The sequence below is a fragment of the Magnetospirillum fulvum genome (genome assembly GCF_900108475.1).
Classification (GTDB): Bacteria; Pseudomonadota; Alphaproteobacteria; order Rhodospirillales; family Magnetospirillaceae; genus Phaeospirillum; species Phaeospirillum fulvum_A.
Map to the genome: position 1 here is coordinate 78,839 of NZ_FNWO01000012.1, position 13,131 is coordinate 91,969.

Below are 13,131 nucleotides of genomic sequence, written 5' to 3' on the forward strand. Positions count from 1 at the left end.
TCGCCTTGCCTAGGTCAGACCTTCGGAGTAAACCTAAACGCTTCGCGAATAGGGTGCGGGTGAACCATGGCCGTAGCAACGCTTCCGCCTCCGATCGAAATCGATGCGGAGACCAAGAAGGCGGTGATCGGCGGATTGAAGAAGGTGCTGGCCACCTTCCAACAATCCGGGAGATTCGATCCATCCGTGACCTATCAGGCCCTGATTTCTGATGCGACCCTTCTTCGCCAGTTCATCGAGGTCTATCTGGTCAACCGCGAAGAGGTTGACGATATCGTCCGTACCGCCGACGCCGCCTTTCCCGTTCGCGACGAACAGATCGAGCTGATCTGCGGCGTGACCCTGGCTCAGGTGCAGCAATTGCTGGTGCGGACCTGTGCCCGCAAGGTGTTCGAATCGGTCAAGACGGTCGAAACCGTCACCGAGACCGTCACCCGCAAAAGCATGTTCGGGCTGATCAAGAAGACCGAGCAGATCGAGCGTCTTAGCGTCGATCCGACCGAGGAGCGCAAGGCCCGCGAATTGCTGCGTTATATCGCCTTCGCGTGGCAATTGCCGCTGGTCGAAGCCTATATGACCCATCTCAGCTACATGCACATCATCGAGATTGGCGAAGATCTCTTGTGTCTGCCGACGGTCGAGAAGATTGAGGCGATTGCCCAGTTCGATCCCGCCCAGATCAAGAAGGTCAAGGCCGCCACCGGGGCTGATTTCGGCGCGATCCTCGCCGACCGGCCCCAGGCCATCGCCGGAATCGCGGTGTGGAACCGCGATATGTACGAGTTCTATCGCAAGATGCTGGGTGACCAGTCCTGGGCGTTCTTCGCCCGCGAAGGCTCGTTCTTCAACGTCTGCGCCTCGCTCGACAAATCGGTCCTGAAATTGTTCGGCGACGTGCTGTGCTATATCGCCACCGAGAATCTGCTCGAAATCCAGCGCCTGAACATCGACAAGGTCGAGGTGGTGATCTATGCGCTGAAATCGGCTTTCGGCCCCCGCCTGCCGGAGATTCTCTCGGTCCCGTCCTGCGCCAAGGACATCTTGCGCAAGGTGGTCGATAACCTGATTCATACCAATCAGGAAAAGGACAAGCTGATGACCGCCTTTGCCATCAGCCTGAAGGCGATGGCCCCCAATATCGATGAGTGGCTTGTCACCGCCCGCGCCGGCTGACGAAACGGGGGGACGGGGCAAAGCCCTTCTTCGATGGTGCCCGGTAATCAGCCGCCATTGCGGCGGCGGCCAAGCGAGCGGAGGCGAGCGCTTAGGCCGAGGGACAATACAACCGGCCAAGTCTTTGGCCGGTTGGTATCAAAGACCGGCTTCGAGCGGAGAGGGGCCGTTCAGCACTGGCCCCAGGGTGCGGACCAGACCGTCGCGCAGGCCATAGATCCAGGAATGGATCGACAGATCCTGACCGCGCTGCCACGCCCGACGGACGATCGGGATGCGGCAGAGGTTGCGGACCTGCTCCAGCACGTTCAACTCGCACAGGCGATCGACGCGGGTGGTTTCGGCCTCAAGCGCGTTCAGTTCGCTCTGGTGGCGGTGGGCGAGCTCGCGCAAGGGGTGGAGCCAGTGTTCGGAGATCCCGAACCCTTCCTCGCGCAGTGCCGCCCTGACCCCGCTACAGCCGTAATGGCCGCACAAGATGATGTCGCGGACCTGCAACTGGTCGATCGCGAATTGCAGCACCGACAGGCAATTGAGGTCGCCGTGCTGAACCAGATTGGCGATGTTGCGATGAACGAACAATTCACCCGGCGCCAGCCCGACGATCTCGTTTGCGGGAACCCGTGAATCGGCACAGCCGATCCACAGGTAACCGGGGGCCTGCTGCCGTGCTAGCTCGGCAAGCAGGCCGGGTCGGGTACGCTCGACCATTTCCGCCCACTGACGGTTATTGTCGAGCAGCCGGTTGATGCCGGCCGGTTCCGTCACGCAGCGAACTCGATGATCTTCTGATCGACCGCGAGGGAATCGCCGGCATTGGCGTGCAGCTTGGCGATAACGGTGTCGCGTTCGGCGCGCAGCGTGTTTTCCATCTTCATCGCCTCGACGACGGCCAGAGCCTCGCCCGCCTTCACTTCCTGGCCTTCCTCGACCATCAGGCGGACCAGCAGGCCGGGCATCGGCGACAGCAGGTACTTCGACATGTCCGGCGGCAGCTTGAACGGCATCAGGCGATACAGTTCGGCGGTGCGGCGGGTGAACACGAACGCCTCGGCGCGCAGACCGGCATGGGACAGCCGGAACGACACGCCGGTGCGGTCGACCTGGACGCAGACCGGACGGCCATCGACGGTGGCGCGGATCAGCGGATCGCCGACCTGCCAGTCGGTCTTGACCTCGACCGCTTCGTCCTTGATCACGACGGCATAGCCGCCGGGAGCGGGATGGACATCGACGTCGTGGTACTGCTTGTCGAAATAGACCGACCATTGCACCGGCGGCTTCATTTCATGGCCGGGGAACTGGCCGGAAATGCGGACGTTGCGCTCGATGATCCGGCGCTTCATCGCGGCGGCGACGGCGATCAGATCGGACGGTTCTTCGGTCGGGATCTGGTCGGCGGTCAGGCCGTGAGGATATTCCTCGGCGATGAAGTTGGTGGTGATGTCGCCCTTGACGAAGCGTTCCTTCGAGAACAGCGAGGCCAGGAACGGAATGTTGTGCGACAGGCCGCGGATGTAATACTCGTCGAGCGCCTGACGCATATGGTTGATCGCGGCGTCGCGGGTCGGGCCGTGGGTGATCAGCTTGGCGATCATCGGATCGTAGAACATGCTGATCTCGCCGCCTTCGGCGACACCGGTATCGACACGGACGTGATTGCCTTCCTGCGGGGGCTGATAGCGGGTCAGCCGCCCGGTCGAGGGCAGGAAGTTGCGGAAGGGGTCTTCGGCATAGATGCGGGCTTCCATCGCCCAGCCATCCAGCTTCACCTCTTCCTGGGTGAAGGTCAGCTTCTCGCCGTTGGCGATGCGGATCATCCACTCGACCAGATCGAGGCCGGTGATCATCTCGGTGACCGGATGTTCGACCTGGAGACGGGTGTTCATTTCCAGGAAGTAGAACTGGCCGGTCGAGCCGCCGACGATGAATTCGACGGTACCGGCCGATTTGTAATTGACGGTGCGGGCCAGGGCACAGGCCTGCTCGCCCATCGCCTTGCGCATTTCCGGGCTGAGGAAGGGCGACGGCGCCTCTTCGATCACCTTCTGATGGCGGCGCTGGATCGAGCATTCACGCTCGCCGAGATAGAGGGTGTTGCCGAAGGAATCGGCCAGCACCTGAATCTCGATGTGGCGGGGCTGCTCGATGAACTTCTCGATGAAGACGCGATCGTCGGCGAACGAGGATTTGGCTTCGTTGGTGGCCGAGACGAAGCCTTCGCGGGCTTCCTCGTCGTTCCAGGCCAGACGCATGCCCTTGCCGCCGCCGCCCGCCGACGCCTTGATCATCACCGGATAGCCGATCTCGCGGGCGATCTTGACCGCCTCTTCGGCGTTCTGGATGACGTCGAGGAAGCCGGGAACGGTCGAAACACCGGCTTCGCGGGCCAGCTTCTTCGACTCGATCTTGTCGCCCATCGCGAAGATGGCGTGGGCGTCGGGGCCGATGAAGGTGATTCCGGCGGCGGCGAGCGCCTCCTGGAACTCACGCTTTTCCGACAGGAAGCCATAGCCGGGATGAACCGCCTGAGCCCCGGTCTTCTTGCAGGCCGCGATGATATTCTCGCTCAGCAGATAGCTCTGGGCCGACGGTGCCGGGCCGATATAGACCGCTTCGTCGGCCATCAGGACGTGCTCGGCGTGCTTGTCGGCTTCGGAATAGACCGCGACCGTCTTAATACCCATTTTGCGTGCGGTCTTGATGACCCGGCACGCGATCTCGCCGCGATTGGCGATCAGAATCTTCGAAAACATCCGTTTATCCCCCGTTGGAGACCCGCGCGGGCAACGCGCGAAAACCCTGATGAACCTTAGAGCGGAATGTTCCCGTGCTTCTTCCACGGGTTCTTCAGATCCTTGCTTCTCAGCATCGTGAGAGACCGGCAGATCCGCTTGCGGGTGGTGCGCGGCATGATGACGTCATCGATGAAGCCGCGATGGCCGGCGATGAACGGGTTGGCGAACTTCTGGCGATATTCCTCGGTACGGGTCGCGATCTTGTCCGCGTCGCCGATATCGCCGCGGAAGATGATCTCGACCGCGCCCTTCGGCCCCATCACCGCGATTTCGGCGCTGGGCCACGCGAAGTTGACGTCGCCGCGCAGGTGCTTCGAGCTCATGACGTCATAGGCGCCGCCATAGGCCTTGCGGGTGATGACGGTGATCTTCGGCACGGTGCACTCGGCATAGGCATAGAGCAGCTTGGCGCCGTGCTTGATGATGCCGCCGTATTCCTGGGCGGTGCCGGGCAGGAAGCCGGGGACATCGACGAAGGTGACGATCGGAATGTTGAAGGCGTCGCAGAAGCGGACGAAGCGCGCCGCCTTGATCGACGAGGCGATGTCGAGACACCCGGCCAGAACCATCGGCTGGTTGGCGACGATGCCGATGGTGCGGCCTTCCATCCGGGCGAAGCCGACGATGATGTTGCCCGCGTAATCGGGCTGAATCTCGAAGAAATCGGCCTCGTCAACGACCTTCAGGATCAGTTCCTTCATGTCGTAGGGCTTGTTGGCATTGTCCGGAATCAGGGTGTCGAGCGACCGCTCGATCCGCTCGGGGATGTCGGCGGTGGGGCGGTGCGGCGGCTTTTCCCGGTTGCTGGCGGGCAGGAAGTCGATGAAGCGGCGCAGCTGCAACAGCGCGACGACGTCATTTTCGAAGGCCAGATCGGCGACGCCCGACTTGCTCGAATGGGTGATGGCCCCGCCCAGTTCCTCGGCGGTGACGGTTTCGTGCGTCACCGTCTTGACCACGTCCGGGCCGGTGACGAACATGTACGAGCTGTCCTTCACCATGAAGATGAAGTCGGTCATCGCGGGGGAATAAACCGCGCCGCCCGCGCACGGGCCCATGATCAGCGAAATCTGCGGCACGACGCCCGACGCCAGCACGTTGCGCTGGAACACTTCGGCGTAACCGGCGAGGCTGGCGACACCTTCCTGGATGCGCGCGCCGCCGGAATCGTTCAGCCCGATCACCGGAGCGCCGACCTGGACCGCCTTGTCCATGATCTTGCAAATCTTCTCGGCATGGGCCTCGCTGAGGCTGCCGCCGAACACGGTGAAATCCTGGCTGAACACAAAGACCAGACGGCCGTTGACGGTGCCATAGCCGGTGACGACGCCGTCGCCGGGGATCGACTGTTCCGCCATGCCGAAATCGTGGCAACGGTGCTCGACGAACATGTCCCATTCTTCGAACGAATCCGGATCGAGCAGCAACTCGATGCGTTCGCGCGCCGTCAGCTTGCCTTTGGCATGCTGGGAAGCGATGCGCTTCGTTCCGCCACCGAGGCGGGCGCGGTTCCGCTTCTCTTCAAGCTGGCGAACAATATCTTGCATTGACCAAGACCTCCGGGCGGGCAGGGGGGGAACGAACCGCCCCCTGTTATTCACAATCCCGTAACCGTGGCAACCTTGACGCCCTGGGAAAAGGGTGGTGGTGTAAATGTGTTCGCAAACATGCCTTGATGGTTTGCGAATGTTGCGAATTGGCGACGGATCGGGTATTAAAGCGACCATGAGCGGAAAGCTATATATCGGCCACAAATTACGGCGTCTGCGGGAGCGCCACGCCCTAAGTCAGGCGGCTTTAGCCACCCGGTTGGGCGTATCCCCCAGTTACCTCAACCAGATCGAAAACAATCAGCGTCCGCTGACGGTGCCGGTTCTTTTGCGGATCGCTCAGGTTCTCGACGTCGATCTCGCCAGACTTGTCGAGGACGAAGAATCACGGCTCGTTGCCGATCTGCGCGAGGCGCTGAACGACCCGCTGTTCGGCGGCGACGGGATTCCGCTGGCGGAATTGCGCAATGCAGCGGCCGCCTCGCCCGATCTGGCCAAGCGGGTGCTCGCCCTCTACCGCAGCTTCCGCCAAGCCGATGAACGGTTGCACGCGCTGACCGAGGATCTCTCGAAAGGCGGCAGCGAAATGCGGACCGGCCGCGCCCATTTCCCGTATGAGGAGGTGCGCGACTTTTTTTATTACCGGGACAATTATGTCGGCGGGCTGGACGAGGCCGCCGAGGCACTGGCGATGGCCGAGGGCTTCAATCTCGGTCAGATGTATACCGATCTCGCCGCCTATCTCGACATCCATCTCGGCGTCCGGGTGCGGATCATCCCCGCCGACGAGGCCGAGGGAATGCGGCATTTCGACCCGGTGTCGGGCACCCTGACCCTGTCGGCGCAATTGCCGATGCCGTCGCGCAACTTCCACCTTGCCCACCAGATCGGGATGCTGGCCTATCGCTCGCTGATCGACGGCATCGTCGATACCGCCGATTTGTCGTCCGAGGAGGCCAGCGCGATCTGCCGGGTCGAACTGGCCAATTATTTCGCAGGCGCGCTGTTGATGCCCTATGGCGTCTTTTCCGAACAGGCGCGGGCGCTGAAGCACGATATCGAGCAGCTCCAGGGCCGCTTTGGCGCCAGTTTCGAGCAGGTCTGCCATCGCCTCTCGACGCTGCAACGGCCCGGCGCGCGGGGCGTGCCGTTCTATTTCGTCCGGGTCGATCGCGCCGGCAACATCACCAAGCGCCATTCCGCCACCCGCTTTCACTTCACCCGCTTCGGCGGGGCCTGCCCGCAATGGAACGTCCACGAAGCCTTCGCCCAGCCCGGCCGCATCCTGGTCCAGTTGGCTCGGATGCCCGACAACGTCAATTATGTCTGCATCGCCCGCACCGTGACCCGGCGCGGCGGCGGGTGGAAGCGTCCCGACCGGCTGTGCGCGATCGGGCTGGGCTGCGAGGTCGCCCACGCCGCCGATTTCGTCTATTCCGGCGGGCTCGACCTCACCCATGACGAGGCGGCGACCCCGATCGGGGTCAATTGCCGTATCTGCGAACGCCGCGATTGCCGCCAACGCGCCTTTCCGCCGATCGGCAGCCGGATCAGCATCGACGAGAACACTCGCGGCTTCGTCCCCTATCAATTCTGCTGAGGGTATGGGCCGGGATTACGGCTTGGCGAGGCGGCGGCCGAGGCGGGCCAGGGCCTCGCGCAAGTCCGGGTCTTCGACCTGGGCCAGACGGATCGCGGCCGAACTGTCGGCGGGCAAGGGCGGCGGTTCGGGCGGCGGCGGCTTGCGCTTGGCCGTTTCGGGCAACGGTCCCTGGATCAGCTTTAAGCGCGCCACCGCGTTCCAGCCGAAATAGCCGTTGATCTTCTCAAGGATCAGCGGTTCGAGATGCTGCATCTCCAGCGCGAAAGCCCCCGAGGCGACCTTGACGATCAAGGTGCCGTCGCTGCGCTCCTTGGCCGGAAAGCGGATTCGGACCGGCAAGGTGAAATGGGCGATCGCCGCGCCGACGATGGCGGGCCAGTCGGTGACCAGCGCCCCTTCGGCGAAACCGTGGCGGCCGAACACCGGTCGGGTCACCCGGCCGCACGGCACCGCGACCGCCACCAGACCATAGGTGGGGCGGGGGGCGGCCGGAGCGGGCGCGGGTTTGGGCGGCTGGGTCATCGGCAGAACCATACCGCAATCGGCCGCGATGCTCTATTGTTCCCCCATGCCTCTGTCCGACGCCCGTGCTCTGTCCGACCGTCTGCTCGCCTGGTACGACCGCGACCGCCGTCTGTTGCCGTGGCGGGCCGCGCCGGGCGAACCGGCCGACGCCTATCGGGTGTGGCTGTCCGAGGTGATGCTTCAGCAGACCACGGTCGCGGCGGTGATTCCCTATTTCAACGCCTTCCTGGCTCGCTGGCCGACCGTCGCCGCGCTGGCCGCCGCGCCGGTCGAAGAGGTGATGCAGGCCTGGGCCGGGCTGGGCTATTACGCCCGCGCCCGCAACCTCCACCAATGCGCCAAGACGGTGACGGAATGGCGCGGCGGCCACTTTCCCGAGGACGAGGAGAGTTTGCGCCGCCTGCCCGGGATCGGCGATTACACCGCCGCCGCGATTGCCGCGATAGCCTTTGGTCACCGGGCGGTGGTGGTCGATGGCAATGTCGAGCGGGTGATGGCGCGGCTGTTCGCGGTGACCGATCCGCTGCCGGGGGTCAAGCCGCGCTTGAAGGCGCTGGCCGCCGAGCTGACGCCGACCGAGCGGGCGGGCGATTACGCCCAGGCGGTGATGGATCTCGGCGCGACGCTGTGCAGCCCGCGCAGCCCCGCCTGCGGTCTGTGCCCGTGGCGCGAGGCCTGCCGGGGGTTGGCCCAGGGGATCGAGGCCAGCTTGCCCGCCCGCGCCCCCAAGCCGGAACGGCCGACCCGGCGCGGCATCGCCTTTTGGATCGTCGCCCGCGACGGGTCGGTGCTGCTGCGCCGCCGCCCGCCTCAAGGGTTGCTGGGCGGGATGATGGAGGTTCCCTCGACCGAGTGGCGGCCCGAGGTGTGGGACCTGGACGAGGCTCAGTCTTTCGCTCCGTTACCCGCCGCCCGGCTGGCCGAGCCATGGCGACCGTTGCCGGGGCTGGTCCGCCATACCTTTACCCATTTCCATCTTGAATTGACGGTGGTGGCGGCACGGGCGACCGGCCAGCCCCCCGTGCGCGGCCTGTGGTGTCCGCTCGACCGGCTGGCCGAGCAGGCGTTGCCGACCCTGATGCGGAAAGTCGTCCGCCTCGCTTTGTCCAAGGCTTATTGATCCGGAGACGTCCGATGTCGCGTTTCGTTGCCGTTTTCCCCCTGGTCGTGCTGGGCCTGCTTGCCGCCTCGCCCGCTTTCGCCCAATCGTCGCAGCAGGCTCCGACGTCGCAGCCGACCGAGCGTCTGGTGATGATCCCGCCCGAGGGATGGACCGGCGGCGGGGCGTCGTCCGGTCGCAATGTCGTTTCCACCCACATGTTCCCGCCCGGCCAGACCAGCGAGAACTGGACCGAGATGCTGACGATCCAGGTGATCGCCGATCCCCGCGCCGAGGCGCGTGCCTTTGTCCAGCGGGTGGTCGATGCCAGCCGGGCGGGCTGCGACGCCGCCGGTCCCAGCCCGGCGACCGAGGGGATGACCAACGATTATCCCGTCGCCACCCTGACCGTCACCTGCACCCGTGGCCATCAATCGGGCAAGGGCGGCATCGTCGCGGTCAAGGCGATCCGGGGCAAGCAGGCGCTGTTCGTGGTCGAGCGGCTGTGGCGGGGTCCGGCCTTCGGTCGCGACGATGGTCCGCCGATCTCCAAAGCGACTTTGCTGGAATGGGCGGCGTTCCTGCGTAGCGTCTCGCTGTGCGATCAGGCCGACCCGGCCCGTCATCCCTGTCCGCGCTAACGCCGCCGGTCAGACCGGATCGTCCAGACGGGTTTGATGGCTTTTGCCTAGTTCGGTGGTGAACAGGCAGGTGGTTTGCAGGACGCCGATTGCCCCGGCCAGACGGCCCTTGGCCTCGATCTGCTCAGGGCTGGTGGCGCGCAGGCGGCGCAGGTCGATCAGCAGCCGCATCAAAGCACGGGCGGGCAGGGCTCCCAGCGGCGGAGGAGCGGGGGCCTCGCCGGGAAAGGCGTCGTGGAGGGCGGCCAAAGCGGTCGCGATATACTCGTGGTCGGCCGGTTCAAGCGGCAAAACCCGGTCCGGAGCAAGCCGGACCAGCCTTTCGCCGGAAAAGTCGATGGGGGGGCTGTCCATGATCGGCGGTCCTTGCATCCGTCAGTCGGAGTGCGTGTTCTCGTCCTTAAATCAATATGGGGGATCGGGAGCGATCCGGGAAGCCCTGGCCTGCGCCCTGGTGGCTTGAGAGCGGACGCGGCGCGTGCGAAGCTGCTGGGATGATCAATCCTCTTTCCTATCGCGGCGGCGCGTTCGACCGAGCCAGCTTGGCACGTCACGATGCCGACCCGGCCGAACTGGCCCGCCATCCCGGTGCCCGCTTCCTGGTCTATTGGCGCGGGCTTCACCCGGTCGATCCGGCCCGTCCGGTCGCGCTGCGGCTGGAGCCCGCTTTGGTTCTGCCGCTGATCGCCGCACTCGATCCGCCCGCTCTGTTGCTGGGGATCGAGGACGAGGCCCCACTGATCGCGCTCGATCTGTCGGCGGCGGAAGGTCACGGAGACAGCGGCCCGCACCTCGATCCGTCGGGCGGTTGGGGCTGGCAGGGCCTGCGCGCGATCGGGGCACTGCTGCCCGCCGGGGAATCCGCCCTGCTCGCTTATGCGCGGGGGATGCTGCTGTGGCGGTCGCGCACCCGCTTCTGTTCGGTCTGCGGCGCGACGCTACGGTTCGAGGAGGGCGGGCATGTCGGCACCTGCACCAATGCCGCCTGCGCCACCCAGCATTATCCCCGCACCGATCCGGCGGTGATCGTCCTGGTGGTCGATCAGGCCGGGCGGGTGTTGCTGGGACGGCAGCCGCAATGGACACCCGGCCTCTATTCCTGTCTGGCCGGATTCGTCGAGCCGGGCGAGGCGTTGGAAGAAGCGGCGGCCCGCGAAGTGTTCGAGGAAGCCGGAGTCCGGATCGGCGACGTCCGCTATGTCGCCAGCCAGCCCTGGCCGTTCCCCTCCTCGCTGATGGTCGGCTTCACCGCCACCGCCTCAGGCGCCGACCCGGTGCCAGACAAACGCGAAATCGAAGACGTCCGCTGGTTTACCCGCGCCGACCTCGACCGTTTCGGCAGCGCTGGCGTGCCCGGTCCCGACGGCCATCTGCTGCCCGGTCCGGATTCGATCGCCCGCCTGCTGATCGAACGCTGGCGACGCGGGTAAGGGTTAACCCAGCGCGCGGGCTAGCCGCTCGAACCCGGTCTCGTCGCCGGGCAGGCCGATCCGCAGCCAGTCCGGTTGGACGTCAAAGGCGCGGACCAGGATGCCCGCTTGCCCCAGCCGCTCCCACAGACGCGCCGCCTCGGGATGGCGGACCAGGGTGAACAGCGGAGTGCCGCCGACCAACTCCAGCCCGGCCGAGGTCAGCAGCCCGACCAGCCGGGCCTGATCGGCGGCAAGCCGGGCGCGGTTGGCTTCGGCCCAGGCATCGTCGGCCAGCGCGGCGGCCCCGATCGCCAAGGCCGGTCCGGACACCGCCCAGGGGCCAAAGCCCCGGCGCAGCCCCTCCGCCAGCCCGGCTTCGGCGGTGACGGCAAAGCCCAGCCGCAGCCCGGCCAGCCCATGGAATTTGCCGAACGAGCGCAGCACCAATGTCGCCGCTGGCAGCGACGGGATCAGCGACAGCTCCGGATCGGGATCGGCGAAGGCTTCGTCGATCACCAGCAACCCGCCCGACGCGGCAAAGCGGGCTGCCAGCCCGATCAGATCGGCGGGGGCAAAGCGGCGGCCGGTCGGGTTGTTGGGATTGACCAGCACCAGCATTCCGGCGGGATCGGCGGCGGCGGGATCGTCGATCGAGGCGACGGTGTGACCGGCCGCGCTCCAGGCGCGGGCGTGCTCGGCATAGGTCGGGGTCAGGATCGCGACCGGACCCGGCGGCCGCAGCCGGGGCAGCGCCTGGATCAGGGCCTGACTGCCCGGTGCGGCGACGATCTCGACTTTTGTTGCGGCGGCGAAGCGATGGCGCGCCGCACCGATCAGCGCCGCCTCGTCGGCGGCTCCCGGCAGCCGGGTCCACAGCGCAGGCGCAAGCGCGGGAAGCGGATAGGGATGGGGGTTGATCCCGGTCGAGAGATCCAGCCAGCCCAGCGCCGGACGGCCCCAGCGCCGTTCCGCGGCGGCGAGATCGCCTCCATGCAACGGCAGCGCGGCGGCGGACGGCGGGGGAACAGGCATCGGACGACCTCCGGACAGGCGGAAACAGGCGTGCAGGGAAGCAGCCCCGCCCCCTGCCGGTCAACCGCTATGGACAGAATTCAGCGTGGCGGCCGACGCGGAGCGGAGCGGTCGGGAAATTCGCCCTGGCAGGAATGTCACACTCTCGTCATTTCGGGGGCTAGGCGGTTTACAGCGCCGGTGACGGCTGATATACGAAAGCCGGTTTTTCGGAGCGAAAGTCGTGTCGCGCGGGCAGGTTCGGGGGGCGAGGCCCCTGGCCCAGGGATGCCCGGCAGGTCGAATTTCTGGCGCCCTCGCCGCCGCTGGTCACGCACGCTCCACGGATAATCTCACCATGAAAATTCTCGCCTGTAACAGCAACCGGCCGCTCGCCGAAGCGATCGCCGAGTATCTCAACATGTCCCTGACCAAAGCGGTGGTTCGCCGCTTTTCGGATATGGAAGTGTTCGTCGAAATTCACGAGAACGTTCGTGGCGAAGACGTCTTTCTCGTCCAATCGACCTGCTTCCCCGCCAACGACAATCTGATGGAATTGCTGGTGACGCTGGACGCGCTGCGGCGCGGCTCGGCCCGGCGCATCACGGCGGTGGTTCCCTATTTCGGCTATGCCCGTCAGGATCGCAAGTCCAGCCCGCGTTCGCCGATCTCGGCCAAGCTGGTCGCTAATCTGATCACCACCGCCGGAGCCGACCGGGTGGTGACCTTGGATCTCCATTCCGGGCAGATTCAGGGCTTCTTCGATATTCCGCTCGATAATTTGTATGCCGCGCCGGTGTTCACCAACGACATTCGCGCCCATTACACCGGCGACGATGTGATGGTGGTGTCGCCCGACGTCGGCGGCGTCGTCCGCGCCCGTGCCATTGCGCGGCGCATTGATGCCGATCTCGCGATCATCGACAAGCGCCGCGAAAAGGCCGGGGTGTCCGAGGTGATGAACATCATCGGCGACGTTCGCGGTCGCCGCTGCATCATGGTTGACGACATCGTCGATTCGGCCGGAACCTTGTGCAACGCCGCCGAGGCGCTGATGAAGGCCGGGGCCACCTCGGTGTCGGCCTATGTCACCCATGGCGTGTTGTCGGGCGGCGCGGTTGCCCGCGTCACCGCCTCGCCGCTCGAGGAACTGGTGATTACCGATTCGATCCCGGCGACCGAATCGGTGAAGCTGGCCCACAACATCCGCCACGTCACCATCGCGCCGCTGATGGCCGAATCGATCCAGCGCATCAGCGAGGAACGCTCGGTTTCCAGCCTGTTCGATTAAGGCCGGTAGTGCGGTCGGCCTTCGACCG

Annotated in this window: 12 protein-coding genes; 6 read left to right on the forward strand and 6 right to left on the reverse strand. The window is 65.4% G+C overall.

The annotated features are described in order from the left end of the window. Positions 1–66: 66 nt before the first annotated feature. Positions 67–1,173 carry a hypothetical protein gene (locus tag BLW40_RS13760; protein WP_074769536.1) on the forward strand — a complete coding sequence of 369 codons (1,107 nt, stop codon included), beginning with the start codon at positions 67–69 and terminating at the stop codon, positions 1,171–1,173. 138 nt (positions 1,174–1,311) lie between these two features. Here the strand turns inward: BLW40_RS13760 and BLW40_RS13765 are convergent, their stop codons facing one another. The 3 genes from BLW40_RS13765 to BLW40_RS13775 are packed head-to-tail and all read right to left on the reverse strand — an operon-like array spanning position 1,312 to position 5,518. Then, positions 1,312–1,941, reverse strand: coding sequence for a carbonic anhydrase (locus BLW40_RS13765; protein WP_074769538.1), 630 nt, complete (start codon positions 1,939–1,941; stop codon positions 1,312–1,314). Then, on the reverse strand, positions 1,938–3,929 hold the full coding sequence (locus BLW40_RS13770) for an acetyl-CoA carboxylase biotin carboxylase subunit (protein WP_074769540.1): 1,992 nt from the start codon (positions 3,927–3,929) through the stop codon (positions 1,938–1,940). Before BLW40_RS13770 ends, BLW40_RS13765 begins: the two co-directional genes overlap by 4 nt. A gap of 56 nt (positions 3,930–3,985) precedes the next feature. Further along, positions 3,986–5,518: an acyl-CoA carboxylase subunit beta gene (locus tag BLW40_RS13775; RefSeq protein ID WP_074769542.1), complete on the reverse strand. Its 1,533-nt coding sequence runs from the start codon at positions 5,516–5,518 to the stop codon at positions 3,986–3,988. A gap of 178 nt (positions 5,519–5,696) precedes the next feature. Here BLW40_RS13775 and BLW40_RS13780 point away from each other — a divergent pair, with 178 nt between their 5' ends. Beyond that, positions 5,697–7,121: a helix-turn-helix domain-containing protein gene (locus tag BLW40_RS13780; RefSeq protein ID WP_074769544.1), complete on the forward strand. Its 1,425-nt coding sequence runs from the start codon at positions 5,697–5,699 to the stop codon at positions 7,119–7,121. Positions 7,122–7,136: 15 nt separating this feature from the next. On the opposite strand, the gene BLW40_RS13785 is transcribed toward BLW40_RS13780, so the two are convergent. Then, positions 7,137–7,658: a DUF721 domain-containing protein gene (locus BLW40_RS13785; RefSeq protein ID WP_244511190.1), complete on the reverse strand. Its 522-nt coding sequence runs from the start codon at positions 7,656–7,658 to the stop codon at positions 7,137–7,139. 34 nt (positions 7,659–7,692) lie between these two features. Here BLW40_RS13785 and mutY point away from each other — a divergent pair, with 34 nt between their 5' ends. Together mutY and BLW40_RS13795 are read left to right on the forward strand one after the other, a co-directional pair. Next, positions 7,693–8,769, forward strand: a complete 1,077-nt coding sequence (mutY, locus tag BLW40_RS13790) for an A/G-specific adenine glycosylase (RefSeq protein WP_244511192.1) — start codon at positions 7,693–7,695, stop codon at positions 8,767–8,769. A 14-nt stretch (positions 8,770–8,783) separates the two neighbouring features. Next, positions 8,784–9,389 carry a hypothetical protein gene (locus BLW40_RS13795; protein WP_074769548.1) on the forward strand — a complete coding sequence of 202 codons (606 nt, stop codon included), beginning with the start codon at positions 8,784–8,786 and terminating at the stop codon, positions 9,387–9,389. A gap of 9 nt (positions 9,390–9,398) precedes the next feature. Here BLW40_RS13795 and BLW40_RS13800 read toward each other — a convergent pair whose 3' ends face one another. Then, positions 9,399–9,743 carry a hypothetical protein gene (locus tag BLW40_RS13800; RefSeq protein ID WP_074769663.1) on the reverse strand — a complete coding sequence of 115 codons (345 nt, stop codon included), beginning with the start codon at positions 9,741–9,743 and terminating at the stop codon, positions 9,399–9,401. Between the two features lie 140 nt (positions 9,744–9,883). Here BLW40_RS13800 and nudC point away from each other — a divergent pair, with 140 nt between their 5' ends. Then, positions 9,884–10,819: an NAD(+) diphosphatase gene (gene nudC / locus BLW40_RS13805; RefSeq protein ID WP_074769550.1), complete on the forward strand. Its 936-nt coding sequence runs from the start codon at positions 9,884–9,886 to the stop codon at positions 10,817–10,819. A 3-nt stretch (positions 10,820–10,822) separates the two neighbouring features. Here the strand turns inward: nudC and cobD are convergent, their stop codons facing one another. Further along, a complete protein-coding gene (cobD, locus tag BLW40_RS13810) occupies positions 10,823–11,833 on the reverse strand; it encodes a threonine-phosphate decarboxylase CobD (RefSeq protein WP_074769552.1) in 1,011 nt (336 codons plus the stop codon). A gap of 337 nt (positions 11,834–12,170) precedes the next feature. On the opposite strand from cobD, the gene BLW40_RS13815 reads away from it, so the two are divergent. Continuing rightward, positions 12,171–13,103, forward strand: a complete 933-nt coding sequence (locus BLW40_RS13815) for a ribose-phosphate pyrophosphokinase (RefSeq protein WP_021131100.1) — start codon at positions 12,171–12,173, stop codon at positions 13,101–13,103. The last annotated feature ends 28 nt before the right edge of the window (positions 13,104–13,131 follow it).

Bases quoted from the DNA above. Each gene is read 5' to 3' on its own strand.
- BLW40_RS13780 (WP_074769544.1), top strand. From the start codon at position 5,697: ATGAGCGGAAAGCTATATATCGGCCACAAATTACGGCGTCTGCGGGAG.
- BLW40_RS13785 (WP_244511190.1), bottom strand. From the start codon at position 7,658: ATGGTTCTGCCGATGACCCAGCCGCCCAAACCCGCGCCCGCTCCGGCC.
- mutY (WP_244511192.1), top strand. From the start codon at position 7,693: ATGCCTCTGTCCGACGCCCGTGCTCTGTCCGACCGTCTGCTCGCCTGG.
- nudC (WP_074769550.1), top strand. From the start codon at position 9,884: ATGATCAATCCTCTTTCCTATCGCGGCGGCGCGTTCGACCGAGCCAGC.
- BLW40_RS13775 (WP_074769542.1), bottom strand. From the start codon at position 5,518: ATGCAAGATATTGTTCGCCAGCTTGAAGAGAAGCGGAACCGCGCCCGC.
- cobD (WP_074769552.1), bottom strand. From the start codon at position 11,833: ATGCCTGTTCCCCCGCCGTCCGCCGCCGCGCTGCCGTTGCATGGAGGC.
- BLW40_RS13770 (WP_074769540.1), bottom strand. From the start codon at position 3,929: ATGTTTTCGAAGATTCTGATCGCCAATCGCGGCGAGATCGCGTGCCGG.
- BLW40_RS13815 (WP_021131100.1), top strand. From the start codon at position 12,171: ATGAAAATTCTCGCCTGTAACAGCAACCGGCCGCTCGCCGAAGCGATC.
- BLW40_RS13760 (WP_074769536.1), top strand. From the start codon at position 67: ATGGCCGTAGCAACGCTTCCGCCTCCGATCGAAATCGATGCGGAGACC.
- BLW40_RS13800 (WP_074769663.1), bottom strand. From the start codon at position 9,743: ATGGACAGCCCCCCCATCGACTTTTCCGGCGAAAGGCTGGTCCGGCTT.
- BLW40_RS13795 (WP_074769548.1), top strand. From the start codon at position 8,784: ATGTCGCGTTTCGTTGCCGTTTTCCCCCTGGTCGTGCTGGGCCTGCTT.